The following is a 25,699-nucleotide window of genomic DNA, read 5'->3' on the forward strand; positions in this document are numbered from 1 at the left end:
ACTGCGGGTCAGTCGACCGGATCGAGAAAGGCGCTCACCAGCTTCACCCAGTAGCTGGCGCCGTAAGGCAGGCAGGCGTCATTGAAGTCATAGGCCGGGTTATGCAACAGGCAGCCGCCCGCCGTCCCTTCGCCGTTGCCCATGATCAGGTAGCTGCCGGGACAGGCTTGCAGCATGAAAGAGAAATCCTCGCTGCAGGTCATCGGCTGCATATCGGCGACCAGCCCCTCCTCGCCCAGCCACTCCAGGGCCACCGTCCGGGCCAGGGCGGTTTCCCGCGGGTGGTTGTAGAGCACCGGGAACGCGTTGGCGCTGACCGTGACCTCGGCAGTCGCGCCGAATGCCTGGGCCTGGGCGTGGGCCAGCGCCTCGATGCGCTGTAGCAACAGCTCACGGGTCGCCTCTTTCAATGCCCTGACCGTCACCGCCAGCTCGACGCGGGTGGGAACCACTGACGAACTGCTGCCGCCGTGAATCGCCCCGACCCCGACCACGCCCATTTCCAGGGGCGGCAGGTTGCGCGCCACCACGGTCTGCAACGCCATGACCAGCGAGGCCGCGGCGACTATCGGGTCGACCGTGTCCTGGGGCATGGCGCCGTGACCGCCACGGCCGTTGATGCCAATCGTCACGGTGTCGGCCGAGGCCATGAACGGCCCGGGGAGAAAACCGAACTTACCCACCGGCAACCCCGGCCAATTGTGCATGGCAAAGACCGCATCGCAGGGAAACAGCTGAAACAGCCCATCCTCGATCATCTTTCGCGCGCCCACATGCCCTTCCTCGGCGGGCTGGAAGATCAGGCGCACGGTGCCATCGAAGTCGATGCTCTGGGCCAGGCACTGGCCGGCGGCCAGCAGCATCGCGGTATGCCCGTCATGGCCACAGGCATGCATCTTGCCGTCATGCCGGCTGGCATAGGGCAAGCCGCTGGTTTCCAGGATCGGCAAGGCGTCCATGTCCGCGCGCAGGCCGATGACCCGGTTGCCCCGGCCCTTGCGCAACGACGCCACGACGCCGGTGCCGGCCAGCCCGTGGTGAACCTCATAACCCCAGCCGCGCAGCTTGTCGGCGACCAGGCGGCTGGTTTCGAACTCCTCGTAGCTCAGTTCAGGATGGGCGTGCAGATGCTGGCGCAGCGCAACCATGGGCGTCGTCAGCTCGCGTATCTCAGGCAGGATCGTTGGGCTCGGCATGGGTTTCTCCTCAGCAGTGATAGATGGCCTGATCGTCGGCTGAGACGCTGTCAGGCTCTTGTAGGTCTTTCAGGCAGATCAGGCTGGCGGCCAGATCTGTGGGAACCAGTCCTGGCGCAGGCGCTGGCCTGCTTGCATGCCGTGGTCAGGGTACGGCGGCGAGGTCCTGCCAGGGCGCTCGGCATAACGCACGTCCTCGCCCAGCCAGCGCAGCGACAGCACGCGCCGGCGGGCCTGGCTGAGATTGCCGCGTGCGCCGTGCACGGTGCGGAAGTCGAACAGCACCGCGTCCCCCGGCTCCATCTGCCACTCCAGCACCTGCATGCCGGGTTCGACATCCGGGTCCGGCACCGGCCGATAGCGGCTGACATCCTCGTAAAAGCTGCTGTCGTCCTTCCAGCGCAGCGGCAGCACCCATTGCGGCCAGAGGTGGGAGCCGGCGATCAGGCGCAAGGTCGCCTCGCGCACCGGGTCCACCGGGATCCACAGGCTGACGGTCTGCTCGCCATCGAGAAAGTAATAGGGAATGTCCTGGTGCCAGGGCGTCGGCTTCTGGGTGCCCGGCTCCTTGACCAGTACATGATCGTGAAAGAACTGCGCACTGGGCGACTGCATCACCGCTGCCGCAATCGCCGCCGCGGGCGACTCACGGACCATGGCAACGAATTCGGGAATGCGCTCCCAGTTGCAGTAATCGTCGAAAAACCCACCCGGCTCGCCGGCCGCCACCACGTTGGTGGCATAGGGGCCCGGCTCGCGCTGGTTACGCTCGATACCTGCGGCGATCGACCCGACCCAGTCCTTGAACACACCACGTAGACAAATGGCGCCATCGCGTTGAAAAGCTGCGATATCCGCCGCTGATACCAAAGGGCTGACTGACCTGTTCATAGGGGCTCCTGCGTGACGGCCGCCATGATCGCGGCGACCACGGCCAGACTATTGCCCCAGGCTCATCCAAAAATAAAATAATATGATCCGATCTGGCTCCTCGGAATTTCTTATGAAGATCAGTCTGCGCCACCTGCGCTGCGCCCTGGCGGTCACCCGCCACGGCAACATCACTCAGGCCGCCGAGCACCTGAACGTATCGCAGCCGGCGGTCTCCGCCGCCCTCAGCGAACTGGAAGGACACCTGGGGCAAGTGCTGTTCATTCGCCAGCGCGGACAGGGAGTGACGCTGACGCCGTTCGGCCGCCTGGCGATGGACAAGGCCCAGCAGATAGTGGCCGGCGTGCATGAGCTGGAACGCCTGGCGGACCACGACGACACCTTGTCCGGCGAACTGATGCTGGCCTGCTTCGAGGACCTGGCGCCCTATTGCCTGCCGCAGCTGTTGCGCGGCCTCAAGGAACGCCACCCGGCGATCGAGGTGACGATTCGCGAATACGGCTTCGACCAGATCGGCAAGCAACTGAGCAACGGCAGCCTGGACGCCGCGCTGAGCTATGACCTGGGCTTGCCGGATGGGGTACAGAGCACGGTGCTGTGCGAACTGTCGGCCCATGCGCTATTGCCGGCCGAGCATCCCCTGGCCGGTCACCGCGAGGTCAGCCTGCGCCAGCTCTGCGATTATCCCCTGGTGCTGACCGAACAGGCCTACAGCTGGCAGCATTTCCTCGACCTGTTCCGCTTCCATGGCTTGCAGCCGCAGAACTTCAGCAAGACCTATTCTTTCGAACTGCAGCGCGGGCTGGTGGCCAACGGCTTTGGCGTGGCCGTGGCCTATACCCGGCCTTTCGGCGACCACAGCTATGACGGGCGGCCGCTGGCGATCCGGCCGATTGCCGAACCGCTGCCGCTGCAACGCATCGTGCTCGCCCAGTCCCGGGCCCGCAGCCATTCGCCGCTGGTCAACGCCCTGCGGGAACAGGCCCTGCAATGGTTCGGCGAAAGCCCGGGGTTTGGCTGGCACCCATAAGCGGCGCCGCGGCTCGACGGCGTTCCACACAACACTCGATCGTTCACACACAAGGAGTCCCAATGGACCGGCTGGCAGCCATGCAAACCTTCGTTCATGTGGTGGAAAGCGGGTCCTTTTCCGCCGCCGCCCGGCTTCTGGATATCGGCCAGCCGGCCGTATCGAAAACCATCGCCCAGCTCGAGGCGCGGCTGGCGGTACGGCTGTTGCTGCGCTCGACCCGCGGCCTGACGCCCACCGAGGCCGGCATGGCGTTTTTCGAGCGGGCCAGACGGGCCCTCGAAGAGGCCGACGAAGCCGATCTCGCGGCGCGCGGGGCCGGTACAGGGCTGCGCGGCACGCTGCGAGTCTGCGCCGCGGTGACCTTCGCCCGCCTGCACATCGTGCCGCACCTGGGGACCTTTCTCGAGCGCCACCCCGAGCTCGACATCGACGTGGTGCTGGATGACCGCAATATCAATCTGGTGGAGGCCGGCATCGACGTCGCCCTGCGCATGGGCCCCTTGAGCGACTCCAGGCTGACCGCGCGGCGGATCGGTGAATGCCGGCGCGTGGTATTGGCCACCCCGGACTACTTCGCCCGCCACGGCGAACCCGCCTGCCCCGCTGACCTGAGCAAGCACCAGGCGATCGTCTACAGCCTCGGCGGCGGTGCCCACTGGCGCTTCGAACGGGGCGACGAACAGCAATCGGTGACGGTCCGCGGGCGGATTCGCATCAGCGCCGCGGAGGGGTTGCGCGAGTCGGTGCTGGCCCACCAGGGGCTGACCATGGCCTCGCAATGGATGTTCGCCCCCGAGCTGGCCAGTGGCACGGTGCGCGAAGTGATGTCGGACTGGACGCTGCCCCGCCAGGAGCTATGGGCGGTGTTCCCTACCGGGCGGCTGACCAGCGCCAAGGCCCGGGCCTTCGTCGACTTTGTCCAGCAGCTGCTGGCGCGCCCGGATGCCACTCAAGGTTGAGCGACGTCAGATTCGCCCACGTATCAGCACTTCAACCTTGGCCGCCTCGCCCCAGCGTTGGATCCGTTCGATCAGCGCAGGGTCGGTTTCGCCCACCAGATACAAGGTTTCGATCGATTGGGCAGCCGCCCACTCGACAAACCCGCACTGCTCGAAGGTGTCGATAGCCGCCAGCTGGAACTCGTTTTCGTAGAAGCCGGGCACCACGGCGACCTGGGCATCGACGGCACTGACTTCAGGCAGGAACGGACAGGCCAGGTGCACCACGTCCCACTTCGCCACGCGCCAGTTACTCAGCGCTTCGTCGAAGCGGCTGCGGGCGCCGCGGACAAACCCCAGGCCATCGATCACCATGCGCCGGTTGATGATCATCCACACCTTGCGCTTGCGCGGGGCCTTGAGCAGCACCTCGCCGGTGACCTTCGAGGCACGCAGGGCCAGGGCGAACACCAGCAATACTGGAACGAAGTAGCGATAAACGGTCTCGGCGTTGGTGGCGCGGGTCAGCTCATACAGCCTGGAAACCTCGCCCCGGGCCTTGCGCTGGTCGCCCAGGGTTTCATCGAGGCGGCCGAGCCAGGCCAATATGGGCGGCGCCGAATACCGGGCGCGAAGCTCATCCAGCGCCTGGACCACCGTCCCCACCGAGAGCGCCGTCAGCCGCCCCTGCGCCGTTCTCTCTAGCGTGGCAAAACGCTGACAGAGCTCGCTCACCTGCGCGGCATCGGCGGCGCTATAGAGAGTCGCGGCGGCACGGCAATGATCCGGGCCCAGCAGATCGTCGATCTCGGCCTTGAGGCGACTCTGGGTCGCGGCTTCATGGGATTCGGCCAGCCGATAGTCGCTCTGGAACCATTCGGTCCTGACGCTCTGGGTCTCGCCGATCAGCGCCAGCGACGCCAGCAACAGCCAGCCGTAGTCCACGCGCTTCCAGCCGATCTCGCCCAGGGGAAAGACCGAGATGAAGCTCCAGCAGAAGAAGTAGTAGAGGAAGATAAACAGCACCAGCAAATACACCGGTGCCAGGGAGAAGTAGATCAGCTGCGGCACTTCGACATCGGCGAAGCCATGCAGGGCGAGCAGCACAGCGACAACACAGAGCCAGAAGGCCATGGGCGCAAAATAGGGTTTGTTCAGGCTTTTCTTCATCGGGCGCTCGGATGGCGATACTCAGGAACACCCTGGGGTATCGGCCATCCAACCGGCTGCTTGAACCGGACCCGCCCGCGGTCCGCTCAGTGGTAAACGCTTCCTGGTAACTGTTTACTGGAACTGGCGCCCCAGGCCCGACGGCACACCGTGGATATCGGTCTCTTCCCATGGCCCGTCGGGGCTGATGGAGCGGCTCCAGCCGTTGTTCCAGCGATAGTAGGTGCGCTGGCGGTAGAAGGTGTTGGTCTGGTTATCCAGCACATAGACGCCCAGGCGCGGATCCCAGTGGCTGTTGCCGCCCGGTGGCGGCGCGAAGCTCGCGGAAGTGCGCGGCAACGGCTTGGCCGGCTTGATCGGCGTGGCGGGTTTGCTCGGGGTGCCGGGCGTCGGCTTGGTAGTGGGTTGCGCGGGCGGAATCGGTGGCAGCGTCTCGGGCGGCGTCGGCTGCTGGACCGCACAGGCGCTCAACCCCAGGACCAGTGTTAACAGGGTGATGCGGGCAATGGCGGTCATGGCGGCTTCTCTTATTTATCCGGGCTGTCGATGGTCAGTTGTTGCGGCGCGGTGGTGCTGCTGGCCAGGGGCTTGCTGCGACCGACCCACTCGCCGGCAGTCGGTTGGCCGGCGCGGGAAATGCGTGCAACCAGTTGGACTTCCGGGAAGTTCGACAGTTTCAACTGCGGCATCATCGCGTCGGCATCCCCCAGCTCCACCGTCACCGGCAGGTCGGCCACGGTCAGGCGCTTGGCCGCCAGCGGCGCCGGCGGCCCGGAAGTGGCACGGGCAAAGATGAACACGCTGTCGCCCGGCTGTACCTTGGCTTTCAGCTCGGCGGCCAGGTCGACACGCACCTTGAGCAGCGCGGCGGCCTTGGGCGCGGGCGCCTGGGCCACTTTGCCGCCGCTGGCCAGCAGCTTCTCGGTGGCCCGGTCGATACCGCCCTGCAGCGCGGCGCGCGAGTTGTCGTCCGCCGGCAATTGCGCCAGCAGGCGGTTCCAGTAATCGATGGCTTCTTGATAACGCTCGCCTTCGAAGGCGGCGATGCCCAGCAGGCCGAGACTGGTGACTTCCTTCGGATCGGCATTCAGCGCTTCGTCGGTCAGGGCCTGGACCTTGTCCGACCACCGCTTGCCGTCGGCGAAATACTGCGCCTGGGCCCACTGGCCGAGCAGTTCTGGCTGGCGCCCGGCCAGGGCCACGGTGCGCTCGAAGATCTTCGCCGCGTCCGCCGGGCGGTCCTGGGCCATGTAGGTACGGCCGAGGAAGTACAGGCCCTCGGCGGAATCCGGCTGGGCGGCGACCGCGCGCTCGAGGCGGCGGGTCATCTCTTCCATGGATTGCGGGGCCTGGGCGAATTCACGGGTCAGCTCGACCTTGTCGCTGGCGCCGAAATGCAGGTACAGGCCCAGGCCCAATAGCGGCACCAGCAGCGCCGCTAGCAACGGCAGCGGCTTGCCCAGGCGCGATACCCCAGCCAGTTCCGCGCCCTCGGTGTCGGCCAGCAGTTCGCGCGCGGCTTCGGCGCGGCCGCTGTCCATCTGCTCGGCGCTGAGCACGCCTTCGGCCTGCTGGCCTTGCAGCTCGGCCACGCGTTCTTGATAAAGCGCCACGTTCAGCGCGGTACGATCCTCTTCACGCTGGGCACGACGGCCGCGTAGAACCGGGATCAGCAGAAAACTCAGGGCTACCAGGAGCAGCAGGCCTGCGGCGAGCCAGAAATCAATCATTCGCGGTCTTTATCCAACAGTTGGTCGAGGCGCTGACGCTCCTCGGCGGAAAGTGTGCTCGGGCTGTCGCTGCGCTGCACGCGCCGACGCCGGACGATCACGGCGATGATCACCACGCCCCCCAACAGCAGGCCGGCGGGGCCGAACCAGAGCAAGGCGGTCTTGCCGGTCAGCGCCGGCTTGTAGCGCACGAAGTCGCCATAGCGGTCGACCATGAAGTCGATGATCTGCTGGTTGTCCTTGCCTTCGCCGAGCATGCGGAAGATCTCCTTGCGCAAGTCCGCGGCGATCGGCGCATTGGAGTCGGCGATGTCCTGGTTCTGGCACTTGGGGCACCGCAGCTCTTTGGTCAACTCGCGAAAGCGCTCGCGCTCGGCGTCGTTGGCGAATTCGTAGGTATCGATCGCGGCGTGGGCCACGCCAGCGATACTCAGGCCCAGGACGGCCGCGGCCAGCCAACGCTTCATGGCTTGGCCTCGTCGGCCAGGGCCTGATACTTGGCGGCCAGCTTCTCGCGCCACACCGTTTCGTCGATCACCCCGACGTATTTGTCGCGGATGATGCCCTTGGCGTCGATGAAGAAGGTTTCCGGCGCGCCGTACACCCCGAGGTTCAGGCCCAGGGTGCCCTCCTCGTCGCGAATATCCAGCTGGTAAGGGTTGTGGAATTCGACCAGCCACTTCAGGGCGTCGGCGTTGACGTCCTTGTAGTTGACGCCGTAGATGGTCACGCCCTGCTGCGCCAGCTTGTTCAGCACCGGGTGCTCGACCCGGCAGGAAATGCACCAGGTGCCCCAGACGTTGACCAGCGCCGGCTTGCCCAGCAGGTCGGCACGGGTCAGGGTCTTGTCGCCCTGCACCGACGGCAGGGAGAACTCCGGGAACGGCTTGCCGATCATCGCCGACGGCAGCTCGGCCGGGTCCAGGTACAACCCGCGGTACAGGAACACCGCCACCAGCAGGAACAGCGCCAGCGGCAACAACATTATCCAGCGTCTCATGCAGTGGCTCCTGTCATGCCCAGGGCTTCGCGCACCCGGGTCTTCACCTTGACCCGGTAACGCCGGTCGAGGGCCGCCAGCAGGCCGCCGAAACCGGTGAGCAGGCCGCCGAACCAGATCCAGCGCACGAACGGCTTCACGTGCACCCGCACGGCCCAGGCGCCATCGCCCAGCGGCTCGCCGAGGGCGACGTAGAGGTCACGGGTGAAACCGGCGTCGATGCCGGCTTCGGTCATCACCGAGTTCTGTACCGTGTAGAGGCGTTTTTCCGGGTGCAGCACAGCAACCTCCTTGCCGTCGCGGACCACTCGCACCGTGCCCTTGTCGGAGGTGAAGTTGGGGCCTTCGAAATGCTTGGCGCCCTCGAAGATGAAGTGATAACCGGCCAGGTCCATGGACTCGCCCGGCTCCAGGCGCAGGTCGCGCTCGGCGCTGTTCTGGCTCGACAGCACCACGCCCAGGGCGCAGACCGCGATGCCCAGGTGCGCCAGTTGCATGCCCCAGTAGCTGCGGGTCAGGCCCGGCAGGCCCTTGACCAGGCCTTTGTGGCGGGTCTTGTCGAAGATGTCGCGGACCCCGGCGAGCAACACCCAGGCCGCCAGCATGAAGGTCGCCAGCACTGCCCAGTTGAAGTCGCCGTAGACGATACCGGCCACCACCGCCAGCGCGGCGCTGCCCAGCAGCACCGGGGTCAGCATGCTCACCAGCCATTTCACCGGAGTGTCTTTCCAACGCACCACCACGCCCACCGCCATCACCACCATCAGCAGCGCCATCAGTGGAATGAACAGCGCATTGAAGTACGGCGGGCCGACCGACAGCTTGGCCCCGGTCAGGGCGTCCAGTACCAGCGGGTACAGGGTACCCAGCAGGATCATCGAGGCCGCCACCACCAGCACCAGGTTGTTGCCCAGCAGCAGGGTTTCCCGCGACCACAGGTTGAAGCCGACCTGACTCTTGACCACCGGCGCGCGCAGGGCGAACAGGGTCAGCGAACCGCCGACCACGAACAGCAAGAAGATCAGGATGAACACGCCGCGCTCGGGGTCCGAGGCGAAGGCGTGGACCGAGGTCAGCACCCCGGAACGCACCAGGAAGGTCCCCAGCAGGCTCAGGGAGAACGCGGCGATGGCCAGCAGCACGGTCCAGCTCTTGAACACGCCGCGCTTTTCGGTGACCGCCAGCGAGTGGATCAACGCGGTGCCCACCAGCCACGGCATGAACGAGGCGTTTTCCACTGGGTCCCAGAACCACCAGCCACCCCAGCCGAGTTCGTAGTAGGCCCACCAGGAGCCGAGGGTGATACCGATGCCGAGGAATGCCCAGGCGACTATGGTCCAGGGCCGCGACCAGCGCGCCCAGGCCGCGTCCAGGCGACCGCCGAGCAAGGCTGCGATGGCGAAGGCGAAAGCCACGGAGAAACCGACATAGCCCATGTAGAGCATCGGCGGGTGCACGATCAGGCCGATGTCCTGCAGCAGCGGGTTGAGGTCGCGGCCGTCGCCGGGCACCTGCGGCAGAATCCGCGCGAAGGGGTTGGAGGTAACGATCAGGAACAGCAGGAAGCCGGTGCTGATCATGCCCATCACCGCCAGCACCCGCGCCAGCATCACTTGCGGCAACTGCCGGGAGAACACCGACACGGCGAAGGTCCAGCCCCCGAGGATCAGCGCCCAGAGCAGCAACGAGCCCTCGTGGGCACCCCATACCGCGCTGAACTTGTAGTACCAGGGCAAGGCGCTGTTGGAGTTGCTGGCGACATAGGCCACCGAGAAATCATCGACCATGAAGGCGTAGGTCAGGCAGCCGAAGGCAAATGCGAGAAAGGTAAACTGCCCCCAGGCCGCGGGCTGCGCCAGGCCCATCCACAGACGGTCGCCGCGCCAGGCGCCGAGCAGCGGCACCACGGCCTGGACCAGGGCAAAACACAGGGCCAGGATCATCGCCAGATGGCCGAGTTCGGGAATGAAGAGTGCGGATGTCATCGCTCAGCCCTCCTTGGCCGGAGCCGGCGCCATTTGCCCACTGTCTTTCAGGGCCTTGGTCACTTCCGGCGGCATGTACTTCTCATCGTGCTTGGCCAGCACTTCGTCGGCCACCACCACGCCGTCGGCGTTGAGCTTGCCCAGGGCGACGATGCCCTGCCCTTCACGGAACAGGTCCGGGAGGATGCCGCGGTAAGTGATGGTCACGGCCTTGTTGAAGTCGGTGACCACGAAGCGCACGTCCAGCGAATCCGCCGAGCGTTGCAGCGAGCCCATCTGCACCATGCCGCCGGCGCGGATCCGCGTGTCATGGGGGGCTTCGCCGTTGGCGATCTGGGTCGGGGTGTAGAACAGATTGATGTTCTGTTGCAGGGCGCTCAGCGCCAGGCCGACGGCAACGCCCACGCCGCCCAGCACACCGAGGATGATCAACAGACGCTTTTTACGCAGCGGATTCACTGATTGTTCTCCCGGCGCAGACGACGCGCCTCTTGTTGCAGGTAACGCTTGCGGGCCAGCAACGGCACCGCCACGTTGAGGATCAGCACCACCAGGCAGATGCCGTAGGCTGACCAGACATACAGGCCATGATGGCCCATGGCGAGAAAGTCGGCGAAGGAAGAAAAACTCATGATGCCGCCTCCAGGCTGTTCTGCACTTCGGCCCTGACCCAGCTGGCGCGGGCTTCGCGCTTGAGCACTTCGAGACGCATGCGCAGCAACAGCACGGCGCCGAAGAAACAATAGAAGCCCAGCACCGTCAGCAACAGCGGCAGCCACATCTCGACGGGCATCGCCGGCTTTTCGGTGAGGGTGAAGGTCGCGCCCTGGTGCAGGGTGTTCCACCACTCCACCGAGTATTTGATGATCGGGATGTTGATCACCCCGACGATGGCCAGCACCGCGCAGGCCTTGGCCGCACTGTCGCGATTGCTGATGGCGTTGCCCAGGGCAATCAGGCCGAAATACAGGAACAGCAGGATCAGCATGGAGGTCAGGCGCGCGTCCCAGACCCACCACGAGCCCCAGGTCGGCTTGCCCCAGATGGCCCCGGTGACCAGCGCCACGGCGGTCATCCAGGCCCCGATGGGCGCCGCGCATTGCAGGGCGACGTCGGCCAGTTTCATCTTCCACACCAGGCCCACCACCCCGCACACCGCCAGCATCACGTAGATGGACTGGGCCAACATGGCGGCGGGAACGTGGATGTAGATGATGCGAAAGCTGTTGCCTTGCTGATAGTCCGGCGGCGCGAAGGCCAGGCCCCAAACGACGCCGACGGTGATCAGCAGCAAGGCTGCGATGCTCAGCCAGGGCAACAGCTTGCTGCTGATGCCGTAAAACCACTTGGGCGAGCCGAGCTTATGAAACCAGGTCCAGTTCATACTGTTTCCATCACGGGTGCCGTGCGTTGTCACGCACAGCCAGGGTCTTTACTGATCAAAATTTGATCAGACCTCATTATTCGCCGACGCTGATCTTCAGGCCAGCCGCTATTGCAAAAGGTGTCAGCGTTACTGCCAGGGCGGTCAGGCTCCCAAGCCACAGCAGGTAACCGGTCGCCGGCATCCCCTGCAAGGCCGCCTGCAAGGCGCCGCTGCCGAGAATCAATACCGGGATGTACAAAGGCAGGATCAGCAGCGCCAGCAACAGGCCGCCACGCTTGAGTCCCACCGTCAACGCCGCGCCCACCGCTCCCAGCAGGCTGAGCACCGGAGTGCCCAACAGAAGGGACAGCAACAGCACCGGCAGACAGGCTGTGGGCAGACCGAGCATCAGTGCCAACAGGGGCGCAAGCAATACCAGTGCCAGGCCGGAAAAGGCCCAGTGTGCCAGCACCTTGGCCAGAACCAGAAGAGGCAGGGGGTGCGGCGAAAGGACCCACTGCTCCAGGGATCCGTCCTCGAAATCACTGCGAAAAAGCCCGTCCAGCGAGAGCAAAACCGATAATAAAGCCGCTACCCAGACTAGCCCTGGAGACAAGGTTTGCAACAATTGTGTCTCAGGTCCCACCGCCAATGGGAACAGTGAGACAACGATGGCGAAAAACACCAGCGGGTTGGCCAGTTCGGCGGGACGGCGGAACAGCAGCCGGGATTCGCGGGCAACCAGCAGTCCGAAAACACTCATACGGCCCAATGCCCCAGATCGATGTCGCGATAGCCGGCCGGCAGGCGGCTCAGTGTGTGGTGGGTGGTGAGGATCACCATGCCGCCGCGTTCGCAGTGGCCGGCCAGGTGTTCTTCCAGTTGCGCCACGCCCTGTTTGTCCAGGGCGGTGAAGGGTTCGTCGAGAATCCACAGCGGCGGACTGTCCAGGTACAGCCGGGCCAGCGCCACCCGGCGCTGCTGGCCGGCGGACAGGGTGTGACAGGGCACATCCTCGAAACCGCGCAGGCCGACCGCCGCCAGGGCCTGCCAGATCGCCTCGCGATCGGCAGGCTGATGCAGGGCGCAGAGCCAGCTGAGGTTTTCCTCGGGGGTCAACAGGTCCTTGATCCCCGCCGCATGGCCGATCCACAACAGGTTGCGCGCCAGCTCCGCGCGCTGGGCGTTGAGCGGCTGACCGTTGAGCAGCACCTGGCCGCTGGTCGGCTGCATCAGCCCTGCCAGCAGGCGCAACAGGCTGGTCTTGCCGCTGCCGTTGGGACCGCTGATCTGCAACATGTCGCCGCTGGCCAGACGCAGTTCGAGCTTTTCGAAGAGCAGCCGCAGGTCGCGCTCACAGGCAAGCGCTACGGCTTCTAGAAGAGGACTGGTCAAATGATCGCGGGCCTTTACGGTTCAAGTCGGCGGTGGAGCAGCCGTTAAAGAGATGCAGAATAAACGCATCGGCGGCCTGTTCCAGAGAGCTGCGTCAAACTTTTGCGATGTTTTCGCCACGCTCCCCGAAGACGGGCGGCATTATACATGCGATGCCCTACTCTCAAGAGGGCTTATTTCTCCACAGGTTGTGTCCAGATGACAGGCGAAATCACCCTTCCTCCGCTGCCCCAACTGACGCCGGGAACCGTGCGCGCGCTGCCGATCAGCGGTGAGCTGCTCAAGTTGCTGCAGCCCCTGGAAGGCCTGATCGCCGCCGGCCAATCGGCCAAGGCCGAAGTACTGTCGCTCAAGCAGGCGGACCAGACGTTCCAACTGTTGCTCAAGCTGACCCTCGACAGCGGCCGGCAGACCACCGTCCAGGCCACCAGCAACCAGCCGCTGCCCCTGGGCACCAGCCTGGCGGTGACCCAACCCTCGGCCGGCAACCTGGCCATCACCGTGCAGCAGGCGATTGCCGCCAGCGTCGCCACCCTGACCCGCCTCGACACCGCACAGCTTCCCGTGGGCACCCTGCTGCAGGGCAAGGTGCTGACCACCCAGCTACAACCCCAGGCAGCCGGACAACCGGCGGTCTACCGCTCGCTGGTGAGCCTGCTCAACACCGCCCTGAGCGGCAGCACCCTGAGCATCGACAGCCCGCAACCCCTGCGCATCGGCAGCCTGCTGAGCGCCCTGGTGCAAGGCTCGCAGAGCTTGAGCTTCGTGCCGCTGAGCGGGCGCCAGGAGCAACTGGCGATCGCCCAGCAACTGGCCGCCCAGCAAAGCCGCCAAGCCTCGCTGACGGGCCTGATCAATGCGTTGCAGAACCTGCCGCCCTCCGACGACACCTCCAGCGAACTGCGCGCCACGGTGGACAAGCTGCTCGCCGGCCTGCCCGACCTGCAGCAACTGAGCAATCCCAAGGCGCTGGCCCAGGCCCTGGGCAACAGCGGCGCCTTCCTCGAGTCGCGGCTGCTGGCCGGCGACAATCCGGCCCTGGCGGCTGACCTGAAAGGCAACCTGCTGCGCCTGATCGCCCAGATGACGCCGGGCCTGCCGGCCAGCACCAGCTTCAACGCGATCATTGCCGCCAACACCCTGGCCCAGGTGCTGCCGAGCTTCGTGCGCAGCGCCCTGGGGACCCTCGGCCAGGTCAGCGCCAAGCCCCAGCCCGGTGGCTTCCCCCTGCCCTCGCGGCTGCTGCAAAGCCTTGAGGAGGAAGGCGACCTGGAACACCTGCTGCGCCTGGCCGCGGCCGCTGTTTCACGCCTGCAGAGCCACCAGTTGGCGAGCCTGGAACAGAGCGGCCTGACCGATGACGGGCGGCTGCTGACCACCTGGCAACTGGAGATCCCGATGCGCACGATGCAGGATGTCGTGCCCCTGCAGGTCAAGTTCCAGCGCGAAGACCCGGCGGAAAAACCGCCCGAGGAAAAACGCGAGGAACGCGAACCGAAACAGCAGCTGTGGCGCGTCGAACTGGCGTTCGACCTCGAGCCCCTGGGCCCGCTGCAAGTGCAGGCGCAATTGCTCAAGGGCCGCCTGTCCAGCCAGCTCTGGGCGCAGCGGCCATTTACCGCGAGCCTGATCGAAAGCCATCTGGGCAGCCTGCGTGAACGGCTGCTGGCGTCCGGCCTGGATGTGGGCGATCTGGACTGCCATCTCGGCACACCGCCGCAGGGCCCGAAAACCCGACTGGAACAACGCTGGGTCGATGAAACCGCATGAATAATCCCAACCCGCCACGCCAGGCCATCGCCCTCAAGTACGACGGCCAGCACGCCCCCACGCTGACCGCCAAGGGCGACGACGAACTGGCCGAAGCCATCCTGAAAATCGCCCGCGACTGTGAAGTGCCGATCTATGAGAACGCCGAGCTGGTGAAACTGCTGGCGCGCATGGAACTGGGCGACAGCATTCCCGAGGAGTTGTACCGGACCATTGCCGAAATCATCGCCTTCGCCTGGAACCTCAAGGGCAAGTTCCCGGCCGGGCATGAGCCGCAGGAAGCGGCGCTGGAGAAGGATGTGACGGAAAGCGGGGAGGATTACTGAAGAGCTACAAGCTACAAGCTACAAGCTACAAGATTCCAGCTTGAAGCTTGCGGCTTGTAGCTTGCAGCTAGCTTCTATGTAACTTACTCATCAACTCAGCCTCGGCCTGGGTCAAGCCGCAGGACTGAGTCAGTTCGTCGACGCTGGCGCCCATGCCCACCAGGCGCGCGGCCTGGGCGAAGGACAAGCTCGACGGATCGCGCTGCTCCAACTGGGCCAGCTTGTCCGGCAACGGGCCGACCACCGCGCGCAGCTCATGCAGGTCTTCGCCCATGCGCACCGTACCGTTCTGGTAATCGTCGACGCGCTTGGCCAGGTCCTTGATGCGCTGATCGCGCAGCGCATCGCCCTGGGCCTGCTGGGCGGCGATCTGCCGCTGAGCGCGGATATAGGCCAGGAACATCGCCAGTGTGCCTGCCCAAAAGAGGAACAGGACAATAACCGCAACCTCGAGAATCAATCAGATACTCTCCAGTTCCGACCACTCTTCTTCGCTCATCATCTTGTCCAGCTCAACCAGAATCAGCAGCTCGCCGTTCTTGTTGCACACGCCCTGGATGAACTTGGCCGACTCTTCGTTACCGACATTCGGCGCGGTCTCGACTTCCGACTGACGCAGGTAAACCACTTCCGCCACGCTGTCGACCATGATCCCGACCACTTGCTTGTCGGCTTCGATGATCACGATACGGGTGTTGTCATTGACCTCGGTGGGCACCAGGCCAAAACGCTGGCGGGTGTCGATCACGGTCACCACGTTGCCGCGCAGGTTGATGATGCCCAGCACGTAGCTCGGGGCACCCGGTACCGGTGCGATCTCGGTGTAGCGCAAGACTTCCTGCACGCGCATCACGTTGATGCCGTAGGACTCGTTATCCAGCTTGAAGGTTACCCATTGCAGGATCGGATCTTCGGAACTCTGTGCAGACGACGACTTATTCATACCCCTGACCCCTTAAAAAACCGTTGGAAACGGTGTGTGTTCTGTGTGACCGCGCCGTCGGCGCAGCCTGTTGTTGGTCTATATCGGCTTCGGCGCCGGTTTACTGATAGCCATATGTTTCGCACCGCCGCTGGCGATCAGCTCGGCCAGCTCGGAAACGTCCAGCAGCGCGCACATATGCTCGATGACCGTGCCCGCGAGCCATGGCCGCTGGCCACGGTGGCTGCGCCATTTGATTTCGTTCGGGTCCAGGCGCAACGAGCGGCTGACCTGATGCACCGCCAGCCCCCACTCGTAGCCTTGGACCGAGATCACGTATTGCAGGCCCTGGCGGAAGTCGTCGCGGTAGCGGTCCGGCATCACCCAGCGCGCGGTATCCAGCACCTTCAGGTTGCCGGCCTGGCTCGGCAGGATCCCGAGGAACCACTCCGGCTGACCGAACAGCGGCGTCAGTTCATGCCCCGCCAGGGAGTAGATCGACCCCAGGCAGACCAGCGGCACCGCCAGGGTCAACCCGGCGACATCGAACAGCAGGCACTCGAAGGGTTCCGCCGCCCAGCTCGGCCGGTCGTCACCCGCCACCGGTGGCGGCGTGCTGCTGGGTGGCCGATGCACTTCGACCACCGGTTCGACCAGGCCCTGCAGCAAGGGCGCAACGGTCGACAAGGTGGCCGGCAATGGCGCGGGCGCCTCCAGCACGGGAGCGACCACCGCTTCCTCGACCCGCACTACCGGCGCGACAACCGCAGCCGGCGCACGCTGGACCTGGGCATCGCGAGCCTGTTCTTCGAGCACCGCGGCCTGGAACTCATCCAGGACCTCGCTCGACACCACCACTTCTGCAACGGCTGCCTGAACCTGCGGCAGCGCCTCGGGAACCGCGAATTCTTCTTCGGTGGCGTCCTGCAGCAACGCGTCCAGGTAGGACTGCAGCGCCAACTGCGGCCGGGACGTGACGTCGACAGGACGGTTCATAAGGATGCCCACGGATAAAGCCCAGCACAGTGACCTGTAGGGTTTATCGGCCAGACCGGCAGCAGACTTGAATGCTCCGCCACGTCAGGCCACCTGCGGGACAAGTTGCTGGGCCAGCAGGTGCTTGAGCAAGGCGCGATAGGCCAGTACGCCGCGGCTCTTGCCGTCGAATTGCGAAGGCGTCAACCCGGCCCGGCTGGCATCGCGCAGGCGCGTGTCGACCGGGATGTAGCCCTGCCAGATCTCATCCGGGAACTTGTCGCGCAGCACCCGCAAGGTGCCCAGGGACGCCTGGGTGCGGCGGTCGAACAGGGTCGGCACGATGCTGAACGGCAGCGCCTGTTTGCGCGAGCGGTTGATCATCGCCAAGGTATTGACCATGCGCTCCAGGCCCTTGACCGCCAGGTGCTCGGTCTGCACCGGGATCACCAGTTGCTGGCTCGCCGCCAAGGCATTGACCATCAGCACGCCAAGCAATGGCGGGCTGTCGATCACCGCATAGTCGAAATCCTGCCACAGCTGCGCCAGGCTCTTGGCGATCACCAGGCCCAGGCCGCTCTGCCCCGGCGACTGGCGCTCCAGGGTAGCCAGCGCGGTACTCGAGGGCAGCAGGGAAATACGTTCGTCGCTGGTCGACAGCAGCAACTGCCCGGGCAAGCCCTCGGGGACGCTGCCCTTGTGCAGGAACAGGTCGTAGTTACTGTGTTCCAGGCTGTCGGGGTCATAGCCGAAGTAGCTGGTCATGGAGCCGTGGGGGTCGAGATCGACCACGACCACGCGCTTGCCCGCCTCGGCCAGCAACCCGGCTAAAGCGATGGAACTGGTGGTCTTACCGACGCCACCCTTTTGATTGGCAACTGCCCAGACTCTCATTCAGATTGTTCCTCCCGGCAGGCACGGGCCCACCGAGAAATAGCACCCAGTTATAAAGCCGGTGACGGAGAATTGACGGCACTCTCGCGTCCCGGCGTCTTGACTGACGTAGGTGCAGTTTGTGTGCCAGCCCGCTTCAATGCCGCATCCGGTGTCGCATGAGCGGTGCCGGTGCCTGTCAGGCTGCGGCGTACGTCGAGATTGCGCGACACCACCAGCACCACCCGACGGTTGCGGGCACGGCCATCGGCCGTCGCGTTATTGGCTACCGGCTGGAACTCGCCGTAGCCCACCGATGCCAGGCGCTGCGGATTGACCCCCTGCATCGCCAACATCCGCACGATGCTCGCCGAGCGGGCCGACGACAGCTCCCAGTTGGTCGGATACTGCGCGGTCTGGATCGGCTGGTTGTCGGTAAAGCCCTCGACGTGAATCGGGTTGTCGAAGGGTTTGAGGATCGCCGCCACCTTGTCGATGATGTTGAACGCCAGGTCGCTGGGCATGGCATCGCCGCTGCCGAACAACAGGCTGGAGTTGAGTTCGATCTCGACCCACAGCTCGTTGCCGCGCACGGTCATCTGGTTGGAACTGATCAGGTCGCCAAAAGCCGCGCTGATATCGTCGGCGATGCTTTTCAGCGGATCGCTGGCACCGGCGATACCGGCGTCGGTCTGCTCGCTGTCCTTGACCAGCGGCTTGGCCGGGGTCACGGTCTGGGGCCGCTCCTCACCGATGGGAATCGGCTTGAGGGCGCGGTCCGAATCGGTGAACACGCCGATCAGCGCTTCGGAAATGACCTTGTACTTGCCCTCGTTGATCGAGGAGATCGAGTACATGACCACGAAAAAGGCGAACAGCAAGGTGATGAAGTCCGCGTAGGACACTAGCCAACGCTCGTGGTTGACGTGTTCTTCATGCCGGCGACGACGGGACATAGTCCATTACCCCCATCAATCCATGAAGCCTTGCAGCTTCAACTCAATGGAACGAGGGTTTTCACCTTCGGCAATCGACAGGATTCCTTCAAGCAACATTTCGCGATAACGCGACTGGCGCAAGGCTATGGACTTAAGCTTGGCGGCGATCGGCAGCAACACCAGGTTGGCGCTGGCCACGCCGTAGATGGTCGCGACGAAGGCCACGGCGATACCGCTGCCCAGCTGCGAAGGGTCGGCCAGGTTGCCCATCACATGGATCAGGCCCATGACCGCACCGATAATACCGATGGTCGGCGCGTAGCCGCCCATGCTTTCAAAGACCTTGGCCGCCTCAATGTCGCGGCTTTCCTGGGTGTAGAAATCCACCTCCAGGATACTGCGGATGGATTCCGGCTCGGCACCGTCCACCAGCAGTTGCAGGCCCTTGCGCGAATAGGTGTCGGGCTCGGCATCGGCCACGCCTTCCAGGCCCAGCAGGCCTTCCTTGCGGGCGGTCAGGCTCCAGTTGACGACACGGTCGATGCCCCCGGGCAGGTCGACCCGCGGCGGAAACAGGATCCAGCCGAGGATCTGCATGGCGCGCTTGAAGGCGCTCAGCGGCGATTGCAGCAACGCCGCACCGATGGTCCCACCCAGCACGATCAGCGCCGCCGGACCATTGGCCAGGGCCGACAGATGACCGCCTTCCAGGTAGTTGCCACCGATGATGGCGACGAACGCCATGATGATCCCGATGAGGCTTAGAACATCCATCAGAGACAGGCCTCGACCAGATGCTTGCCGATGTCGTCCAGGCCGTACACCGCATCCGCCAGCTCCGCCTTGACGATCGCCATCGGCATCCCGTAGATCACACAGCTCGCCTCATCCTGGGCCCAGACCGCGCTACCGCCCTGTTTGAGCAGGCGCGCGCCTTCGCGACCGTCGGCGCCCATGCCGGTGAGGACCACCGCCAGAACTTTGTCGCCGTAGGACTTGGCCGCCGAACCGAAGGTGATGTCCACGCACGGCTTGTAGTTCAGGCGCTCGTCGCCCGGGAGGATTTTCACCGCGCCACGGCCGTCGACCATCATCTGCTTGCCGCCCGGTGCCAGCAGCGCCAGGCCCGGACGCAGGATGTCGCCGTCCTCGGCTTCCTTGACGCTGATCCGGCAAAGCTTGTCCAGGCGCTCGGCGAACGCCTTGGTGAAGGCCGCCGGCATGTGCTGGATCAGCACGATCGGCGCCGGGAAGTTGCCCGGCAACTGGGTCAGCACCCGCTGCAGCGCCACCGGACCACCGGTGGAGGTACCGATGGCCACCAGTTTGTAGGCCTTGCGCTTGGGCGCCGGCGACGACGCGCCAGCGGCCGGCGTACGGGCGGGAATCGGCGTTGCAGCAGGGCGCGCCGGGGCCGTGCCGCCGAAACTGCTGGTGCTCGTTGGCGCAGGCTTCGGTGCCGCCGCCGGTTGTGGCGCAGGCACACTGTAGCTGCTGAAACGACGGTTACTGCGCGAGATGCTATGGACCTTCTCGCACAGCAGTTGCTTGACCTTCTCGGGATTGCGCGAGATGTCTTCGAAGTTCTTCGGCAGGAAATCCACCGCGCCGGCATCCAGCGCATCCAGGGTTACCCGGGCGCCTTCATGGGTCAGCGAGGAAAACATCAATACCGGCGTCGGGCAGCGCTGCATGATGTGCCGCACGGCCGTGATGCCATCCATCATCGGCATCTCGTAGTCCATGGTGATCACGTCCGGCTTGAGCGCCAGCGCCTGATCGATCGCCTCTTTGCCGTTGGTCGCGGTACCGACGACCTGGATATTGATATCCGCTGAAAGAATTTCCGAGACGCGGCGGCGGAAAAAACCCGAATCATCCACCACCAGGACCTTGACTGCCATAAACACTCCGTTAGGCGGGGCAAGGCAAATGGCCCCGCCCCTCCGGTATTCAAATACGCCGTGCGGCGTAACGCTTGAGCATGCTCGGAACATCGAGAATCAGGGCGATGCGGCCGTCACCGGTAATGGTGGCGCCCGACATGCCTGGAGTCCCCTGGAGCATCTTGCCCAATGGCTTGATGACGACTTCTTCCTGGCCGACCAGTTGATCGACGACGAAGCCGATCCGCTGGGTGCCGACCGAAAGGATCACCACATGGCCTTCGCGCTGCTCTTCGTGAGCGGCGGAACTGACCAGCCAGCGCTTGAGGTAGAACAGTGGCAGCGCCTTGTCGCGGACGATCACCACCTCCTGGCCGTCGACCACGTTGGTGCGCGACAGGTCCAGGTGGAAGATTTCGTTGACGTTGACCAGCGGGAAGGCGAATGCCTGGTTGCCCAGCATCACCATCAGGGTCGGCATGATCGCCAGGGTCAGCGGCACCTTGATGACGATCTTCGAACCCTGGCCCTTGGTCGAGTAGATGTTGATCGAACCGTTGAGCTGGGAAATCTTGGTCTTCACCACGTCCATGCCCACGCCGCGGCCGGACACGTCGGAGATCTCGGTCTTGGTCGAGAAGCCCGGGGCGAAGATCAGGTTGTAGCACTCGGTGTCGCTCAGGCGATCGGCGGCATCCTTGTCCATAACCCCACGCTTGACCGCAATCGCGCGCAGGACGTTCGGGTCCATGCCTTTGCCGTCGTCGGAGATCGACAGCAGGATATGGTCGCCTTCCTGCTCGGCCGCCAGCACCACCTTGCCGCCACGGGACTTGCCCGCTTCCTCGCGCTCTTCCGGCGACTCGATACCGTGGTCGACGGCGTTGCGCACCAAGTGCACCAGCGGGTCGGCCAGGGCCTCGACGAGGTTCTTGTCGAGGTCGGTCTCTTCGCCGACCAGCTCCAGGTTGATCTCTTTCTTGAGCTGGCGGGCCAGGTCGCGAACCAGGCGCGGGAAGCGCCCGAAGACCTTCTTGATCGGCTGCATCCGGGTCTTCATCACCGCGGTCTGCAAGTCGGCCGTGACCACGTCGAGGTTCGACACGGCCTTGGACATGGCTTCGTCGCCGCTGTTGAGCCCCAGGCGCACCAGGCGGTTACGCACCAGCACCAGCTCGCCGACCATGTTCATGATTTCGTCCAGCCGCGCGGTATCGACCCGCACGGTGGTTTCGGCTTCGCTGACCGGTTTTTCCGCCGGGGCGGCAGCCGGAGCACGAGCAGGCGCCGGAGCAGCGGCCGGAGCCGGTTTTGGCGTTTCGGCCTTGGCTTCGGGCTTCTTCACCGCTGGCTTGGCGACGGCGGCAGGCGACGGAGCCGTGGCGGCCGTTGCGCTACCCACGGTCGCCGCGGCAGCGGGCACTTCAGAGAACTTGCCCTTGCCATGCAGCTCGTCGAGCAGGGATTCGAATTCCTGGTCGGTGATCAGGTCGCCACCGGCGGCGGCCGCGCTTGGCGCAGCCGGCGGTACCGCCGCTGCCACCGCGGAGTCCAGCGCATCGACCGCAAAGTTGCCTTTGCCATGCAGCTGATCCAGCAGGGCTTCGAATTCGTCATCGGTGATTTCGTCGCTGGCCGCGGCTTTTTCCGCAGCCGGCGCCGTGGCCGAAGGGGCCACCGCATCCGGTGCGAACTGGCCCTTGCCGTGCAATTGATCGAGCAACGACTCGAACTCGGCATCGGTGATTTCGTCGCTGGCCGCTTCGCTGCCGGCGGTGGGCGCCGCGGGAGCAACAGCAGCCGGGGCTTCGGCCTCGGCCTTGGCGGCATTGAGCGAATCGAGCAGCTGCTCGAACTCGCTGTCGGTGATATCGCCGGACTCGCTTTCGGTCGACTCGGCGACCGGCTCGGCAACGGCTTCAACAACTGCCTCAGCGTCGGCCACCGGCGCGGCGACCTCCTCGGCCCCCGCAGGCTCGGCCAGGCGGGCCAGGGCAGCCAGCAGCTCCGGAGTGGCGGCGGTGATCTCGGTACGCTCGCGCACCTGGCCGAACATGCCGTTCACCGCGTCCAGCGCTTCGAGCACTACGTCCATCAGTTCCGCGTCGACGCGACGCTCACCCTTGCGCAGGATGTCGAACACGTTCTCGGCGATGTGGCAGCACTCCACCAGCTCGTTGAGCTGGAGGAAGCCGGCGCCCCCTTTTACAGTGTGAAAACCGCGAAAAATTGCGTTGAGCAGATCCGCATCGTCCGGCCGGCTTTCCAGCTCGACCAGTTGTTCGGACAGTTGCTCTAGAATCTCGCCGGCCTCAACCAGAAAATCCTGAAGGATTTCTTCATCGGCGCCGAAGCTCATGTATGGGTGCTCCTAGAATCCAAGGCTGGAAAGCAAATCGTCGACATCGTCCTGACCGGATACAACGTCTTCACGTTTATCGGCATGAATCTGCGGACCTTCACCCTTGGCCAGATGTTTTTGCGGATCTTTTTCAGCGAGGATCGATTCACGGTCATGTTCGATGCCGGCAAAACGATCGACCTGGCTGGCCATCAGGACCAGTTTGAGCAGGTTGCTCTCGACTTCGGTGACCAACTGGGTCACGCGCTTGATCACCTGACCGGTCAGGTCCTGGTAGTCCTGCGCCAACAGAATGTCGTTGAGATTGCTCGATACCGCGCGCGTGTCTTGCTCGCTGCGGGTCAGGAAACCGTCCACCCGGCGGGCCAGGTCGCGGAACTCCTCGGCGCCCAGTTCGCGGCGCATGAAACGCCCCCAATCGGCGCTCAGGGCCTGGGCTTCGCTGCTCAGGCCATTGACCAGCGGGGTGGCGCTCTCGACCAGATCCATGGTGCGGTTGGCCGCGGCCTCGGTCAGCCTGACCACATAGGACAGGCGCTCGGTGGCATCCGTGATCTGTGAAACTTCCTCGGCTTGCGGCATATGCGGGTCAATCTGGAAATTGACGATGGCGCTATGCAGCTCGCGGGTGAGCTTGCCGACCTCCTGGTACAGGCCGCGGTCACGGGTCTGGTTGAGCTCATGGATCAGTTGCACGGCTTCGCCGAACTTGCCTTTTTCAAGGCTGTCGACCAGTTCGAGTGCGTGTTTTTTCAGGGTCGATTCGAAATCGCCCAATGAAGATTCGTTGTGCTCCATAGCTCCCCCGTGGCGGAATGATTCCACTCTCAACCGATGCGTTCGAAGATCTTCTCGATCTTCTCTTTCAACGCCTGGGCCGTGAAGGGCTTGACCACATAACCGTTTACGCCGGCCTGGGCAGCTTCGATGATCTGTTCGCGCTTGGCTTCAGCAGTCACCATGAGTACCGGCAGGTGCTTGAGTTTTTCATCGGCGCGCACATGGCGCAGCAGATCGATACCGGTCATGCCGGGCATGTTCCAGTCCGTTACCAGAAAGTCGATGCTCCCACTGTTGAGGACCGGAATGGCGGTGGTGCCATCGTCAGCCTCGACCGTGTTGGTGAAACCCAGGTCACGCAACAGGTTTTTTATGATCCGCCGCATCGTTGAGAAGTCATCAACGATGAGGATTTTCATGTTCTTGTCCAATTCGACCTCCAAGCAGTCTTAAACGCGTCCAGCACCTGAACGCGCCATTCAATCAATCAGGCAGAGCACTCAACGACTGCATGGAATACACACCGCAAGTCCGGCCACGTCGTGCCAGTCTCGCCCGCAGTGTCCCCCACACTGCCTGTCAGCGCGCTCGCCACTCTCCCAAACGCCCCCGCAAACGGGCCGCGCACTGGCTGTGTAACTGGCTGACCCGCGATTCGCTGACCCCCAGGACCTCACCGATTTCCTTGAGGTTCAGCTCTTCGTCGTAGTACAGCGCCAAGACCAGTCGCTCACGCTCCGGCAAATTGGCAATCGCGTCCGCCAGCGCGGCCTGGAAACGTTCGTCCTCCAGGTCGCGCGACGGCTCGAGATGAGCACTCGCGCCATCCTCATGCAGCCCTTCATGCTCGCCGTCCTGCAACAGGTCGTCGAAGCTGAACAGGCGACTGCCCAAGGTGTCGTTCAAAATCCCGTAATAATCGTCGAGACTCAATTGAAGTTCGGCCGCAACTTCATGATCTTTAGCGTCACGACCGGTTTTAGCTTCAATTGCGCGAATGGCATCGCTCACCATCCGGGTATTGCGATGTACCGAACGCGGCGCCCAGTCACCTTTACGGACCTCATCGAGCATCGCACCACGGATACGGATACCCGCGTAGGTCTCGAAACTCGCGCCCTTGCTCGCGTCGTACTTGGTCGACACTTCGAGCAGACCGATCATCCCGGCCTGGATCAGGTCTTCGACCTGGACACTGGCCGGCAGGCGCGCCAGCAAGTGATAGGCAATACGCTTGACCAGCGGCGCATAGCGCTCGATCAATTCGTACTGGCTGTCACGTGCCGACTTTTTGTAAAGGTTGTAGCCGCTGGCGCTCATAGCACCGGTCCCGCTGTCTGATGCACGAGCCGCTCGACGAAAAATTCCAGATGTCCACGTGGGTTGGCCGGCAACGGCCAGGTATCGACCTTCTGCGCGATGGCCTTGAACGCCAGCGCGCATTTCGAACGCGGAAACGCCTCATAGACCGCACGCTGCTTTTGCACGGCCTTGCGCACGCATTCGTCGTAAGGCACGGCGCCGACATATTGTAGGGCCACATCCAGGAAGCGATCCGTGACCTTGGTCAACTTGGCGAACAGATTGCGCCCTTCCTGCGGGCTCTGCGCCATGTTGGCGAGCACGCGGAAGCGGTTCATGCCGTAGTCGCGGTTGAGCAGCTTGATCAGCGCGTAGGCGTCGGTGATCGAGGTCGGCTCGTCGCAGACCACCAGCAACACTTCCTGGGCCGCGCGGACGAAGCTGACCACCGAGTCGCCGATGCCGGCGGCGGTGTCGATCACCAGCACATCGAGGTTGTCGCCGATGTCGCTGAAAGCCTGGATCAGGCCGGCATGCTGCGCCGGGCTCAGATGAACCATGCTCTGGGTGCCGGACGCCGCCGGCACGATACGGATTCCACCCGGCCCCTGCAGCAGCACATCGCGCAGCTCGCAGCGGCCTTCGATCACGTCGGCGAGGGTCCGTTTGGGGGTCAGCCCCAATAGCACGTCGACGTTGGCCAGGCCCAGGTCGGCGTCCAGCAGCATGACGCGCCGGCCGAGCTCCGCTAGGGCCAGGGACAAGTTCACTGACACGTTAGTCTTGCCGACGCCACCTTTGCCGCCGGTCACCGCGATCACCTGTACGGGATGCATGCTGCCCATGTTCGTTCTTTACCTT

29 protein-coding genes are annotated in these 25,699 nt (G+C 64.3%); 4 read left to right on the plus strand and 25 right to left on the minus strand.

The features are described 5' to 3' along the window. Positions 1-8 precede the first annotated feature (8 nt). Positions 9-1,196 carry a M20 aminoacylase family protein gene (locus J4E58_RS05350; RefSeq protein WP_087088843.1) on the minus strand — a complete coding sequence of 396 codons (1,188 nt, stop codon included), beginning with the start codon at positions 1,194-1,196 and terminating at the stop codon, positions 9-11. 78 nt (positions 1,197-1,274) lie between these two features. Next, positions 1,275-2,087 (minus strand): phytanoyl-CoA dioxygenase family protein, encoded by an 813-nt coding sequence (locus J4E58_RS05355; protein ID WP_087088845.1) that lies wholly within the window; start codon positions 2,085-2,087, stop codon positions 1,275-1,277. A gap of 112 nt (positions 2,088-2,199) precedes the next feature. Here J4E58_RS05355 and J4E58_RS05360 point away from each other — a divergent pair, with 112 nt between their 5' ends. Then, positions 2,200-3,117 (plus strand): LysR family transcriptional regulator, encoded by a 918-nt coding sequence (locus J4E58_RS05360; RefSeq protein ID WP_087088847.1) that lies wholly within the window; start codon positions 2,200-2,202, stop codon positions 3,115-3,117. A gap of 62 nt (positions 3,118-3,179) precedes the next feature. After that, complete coding sequence (locus J4E58_RS05365) at positions 3,180-4,079, plus strand: LysR family transcriptional regulator (RefSeq protein WP_087088849.1); 900 nt, start codon at positions 3,180-3,182, stop codon at positions 4,077-4,079. Positions 4,080-4,085: 6 nt separating this feature from the next. Here the strand turns inward: J4E58_RS05365 and J4E58_RS05370 are convergent, their stop codons facing one another. From J4E58_RS05370 to ccmA, 11 genes are all read right to left on the minus strand, one after another. Beyond that, positions 4,086-5,228, minus strand: a complete 1,143-nt coding sequence (locus J4E58_RS05370; RefSeq protein WP_087088851.1) for a hypothetical protein — start codon at positions 5,226-5,228, stop codon at positions 4,086-4,088. 114 nt (positions 5,229-5,342) lie between these two features. Beyond that, positions 5,343-5,744, minus strand: a complete 402-nt coding sequence (locus tag J4E58_RS05375; RefSeq protein ID WP_007922056.1) for a hypothetical protein — start codon at positions 5,742-5,744, stop codon at positions 5,343-5,345. An 11-nt stretch (positions 5,745-5,755) separates the two neighbouring features. Further along, positions 5,756-6,958, minus strand: coding sequence for a c-type cytochrome biogenesis protein CcmI (ccmI, locus tag J4E58_RS05380; RefSeq protein ID WP_087088853.1), 1,203 nt, complete (start codon positions 6,956-6,958; stop codon positions 5,756-5,758). Then, on the minus strand, positions 6,955-7,425 hold the full coding sequence (locus J4E58_RS05385) for a cytochrome c-type biogenesis protein (RefSeq protein ID WP_053260137.1): 471 nt from the start codon (positions 7,423-7,425) through the stop codon (positions 6,955-6,957). The genes ccmI and J4E58_RS05385 overlap by 4 nt, the downstream gene beginning before the upstream one ends. Then, a complete protein-coding gene (locus tag J4E58_RS05390; RefSeq protein WP_007922047.1) occupies positions 7,422-7,958 on the minus strand; it encodes a DsbE family thiol:disulfide interchange protein in 537 nt (178 codons plus the stop codon). Before J4E58_RS05390 ends, J4E58_RS05385 begins: the two co-directional genes overlap by 4 nt. Continuing rightward, on the minus strand, positions 7,955-9,943 hold the full coding sequence (locus J4E58_RS05395) for a heme lyase CcmF/NrfE family subunit (protein WP_087088855.1): 1,989 nt from the start codon (positions 9,941-9,943) through the stop codon (positions 7,955-7,957). Before J4E58_RS05395 ends, J4E58_RS05390 begins: the two co-directional genes overlap by 4 nt. Positions 9,944-9,946: 3 nt before the next feature. Further along, positions 9,947-10,402: a cytochrome c maturation protein CcmE gene (gene ccmE, locus J4E58_RS05400; protein ID WP_009047728.1), complete on the minus strand. Its 456-nt coding sequence runs from the start codon at positions 10,400-10,402 to the stop codon at positions 9,947-9,949. Then, positions 10,399-10,575: a heme exporter protein CcmD gene (ccmD, locus tag J4E58_RS05405; RefSeq protein ID WP_007922041.1), complete on the minus strand. Its 177-nt coding sequence runs from the start codon at positions 10,573-10,575 to the stop codon at positions 10,399-10,401. Before ccmD ends, ccmE begins: the two co-directional genes overlap by 4 nt. Then, the gene (locus tag J4E58_RS05410; protein WP_007922035.1) at positions 10,572-11,327 is read right to left on the minus strand and encodes a heme ABC transporter permease; all 756 of its coding nucleotides are present in this window, start codon (positions 11,325-11,327) and stop codon (positions 10,572-10,574) included. The genes ccmD and J4E58_RS05410 overlap by 4 nt, the downstream gene beginning before the upstream one ends. A gap of 76 nt (positions 11,328-11,403) precedes the next feature. Next, a complete protein-coding gene (ccmB, locus tag J4E58_RS05415) occupies positions 11,404-12,072 on the minus strand; it encodes a heme exporter protein CcmB (RefSeq protein WP_007922033.1) in 669 nt (222 codons plus the stop codon). After that, complete coding sequence (gene ccmA, locus J4E58_RS05420) at positions 12,069-12,704, minus strand: cytochrome c biogenesis heme-transporting ATPase CcmA (RefSeq protein WP_007922031.1); 636 nt, start codon at positions 12,702-12,704, stop codon at positions 12,069-12,071. Before ccmA ends, ccmB begins: the two co-directional genes overlap by 4 nt. A gap of 198 nt (positions 12,705-12,902) precedes the next feature. On the opposite strand from ccmA, the gene J4E58_RS05425 reads away from it, so the two are divergent. Continuing rightward, complete coding sequence (locus J4E58_RS05425; RefSeq protein ID WP_087088857.1) at positions 12,903-14,474, plus strand: flagellar hook-length control protein FliK; 1,572 nt, start codon at positions 12,903-12,905, stop codon at positions 14,472-14,474. Next, entirely contained in the window at positions 14,471-14,800 is a 330-nt protein-coding gene (locus tag J4E58_RS05430; protein WP_053260133.1) for an EscU/YscU/HrcU family type III secretion system export apparatus switch protein, read from the plus strand. The genes J4E58_RS05425 and J4E58_RS05430 overlap by 4 nt, the downstream gene beginning before the upstream one ends. A gap of 67 nt (positions 14,801-14,867) precedes the next feature. On the opposite strand, the gene J4E58_RS05435 is transcribed toward J4E58_RS05430, so the two are convergent. The 12 genes from J4E58_RS05435 to fleN form a co-directional block, all read right to left on the minus strand. Then, on the minus strand, positions 14,868-15,260 hold the full coding sequence (locus tag J4E58_RS05435; RefSeq protein WP_087088858.1) for a DUF2802 domain-containing protein: 393 nt from the start codon (positions 15,258-15,260) through the stop codon (positions 14,868-14,870). Beyond that, positions 15,261-15,743, minus strand: a complete 483-nt coding sequence (locus J4E58_RS05440) for a chemotaxis protein CheW (RefSeq protein WP_007922496.1) — start codon at positions 15,741-15,743, stop codon at positions 15,261-15,263. A 78-nt stretch (positions 15,744-15,821) separates the two neighbouring features. After that, positions 15,822-16,718, minus strand: coding sequence for a CheW domain-containing protein (locus J4E58_RS05445; RefSeq protein ID WP_087088860.1), 897 nt, complete (start codon positions 16,716-16,718; stop codon positions 15,822-15,824). 84 nt (positions 16,719-16,802) lie between these two features. After that, entirely contained in the window at positions 16,803-17,591 is a 789-nt protein-coding gene (locus J4E58_RS05450) for a ParA family protein (RefSeq protein ID WP_007922498.1), read from the minus strand. Positions 17,592-17,641: 50 nt separating this feature from the next. Further along, complete coding sequence (motD, locus tag J4E58_RS05455) at positions 17,642-18,526, minus strand: flagellar motor protein MotD (RefSeq protein ID WP_007922499.1); 885 nt, start codon at positions 18,524-18,526, stop codon at positions 17,642-17,644. Positions 18,527-18,541: 15 nt separating this feature from the next. Then, positions 18,542-19,282 (minus strand): flagellar motor protein, encoded by a 741-nt coding sequence (locus tag J4E58_RS05460; RefSeq protein WP_007922500.1) that lies wholly within the window; start codon positions 19,280-19,282, stop codon positions 18,542-18,544. Then, positions 19,282-20,412 (minus strand): chemotaxis response regulator protein-glutamate methylesterase, encoded by a 1,131-nt coding sequence (locus J4E58_RS05465; protein ID WP_087088862.1) that lies wholly within the window; start codon positions 20,410-20,412, stop codon positions 19,282-19,284. Before J4E58_RS05465 ends, J4E58_RS05460 begins: the two co-directional genes overlap by 1 nt. 49 nt (positions 20,413-20,461) lie before the next feature. Continuing rightward, complete coding sequence (locus J4E58_RS05470) at positions 20,462-22,753, minus strand: chemotaxis protein CheA (RefSeq protein ID WP_087088865.1); 2,292 nt, start codon at positions 22,751-22,753, stop codon at positions 20,462-20,464. 12 nt (positions 22,754-22,765) lie between these two features. Beyond that, positions 22,766-23,554: a protein phosphatase CheZ gene (locus J4E58_RS05475; protein ID WP_007922504.1), complete on the minus strand. Its 789-nt coding sequence runs from the start codon at positions 23,552-23,554 to the stop codon at positions 22,766-22,768. Between the two features lie 29 nt (positions 23,555-23,583). Further along, positions 23,584-23,955 (minus strand): chemotaxis response regulator CheY, encoded by a 372-nt coding sequence (locus tag J4E58_RS05480; protein WP_003183998.1) that lies wholly within the window; start codon positions 23,953-23,955, stop codon positions 23,584-23,586. A 160-nt stretch (positions 23,956-24,115) separates the two neighbouring features. Further along, positions 24,116-24,856 (minus strand): RNA polymerase sigma factor FliA, encoded by a 741-nt coding sequence (gene fliA / locus J4E58_RS05485; RefSeq protein WP_007922505.1) that lies wholly within the window; start codon positions 24,854-24,856, stop codon positions 24,116-24,118. Then, entirely contained in the window at positions 24,853-25,683 is an 831-nt protein-coding gene (gene fleN / locus J4E58_RS05490) for a flagellar synthesis regulator FleN (RefSeq protein WP_007922506.1), read from the minus strand. Before fleN ends, fliA begins: the two co-directional genes overlap by 4 nt. Between the last annotated feature and the right edge of the window lie 16 nt (positions 25,684-25,699).

The organism is Pseudomonas sp. FW305-25 (assembly GCF_017351415.1).
GTDB lineage: Bacteria > Pseudomonadota > Gammaproteobacteria > Pseudomonadales > Pseudomonadaceae > Aquipseudomonas > Aquipseudomonas chlororaphis.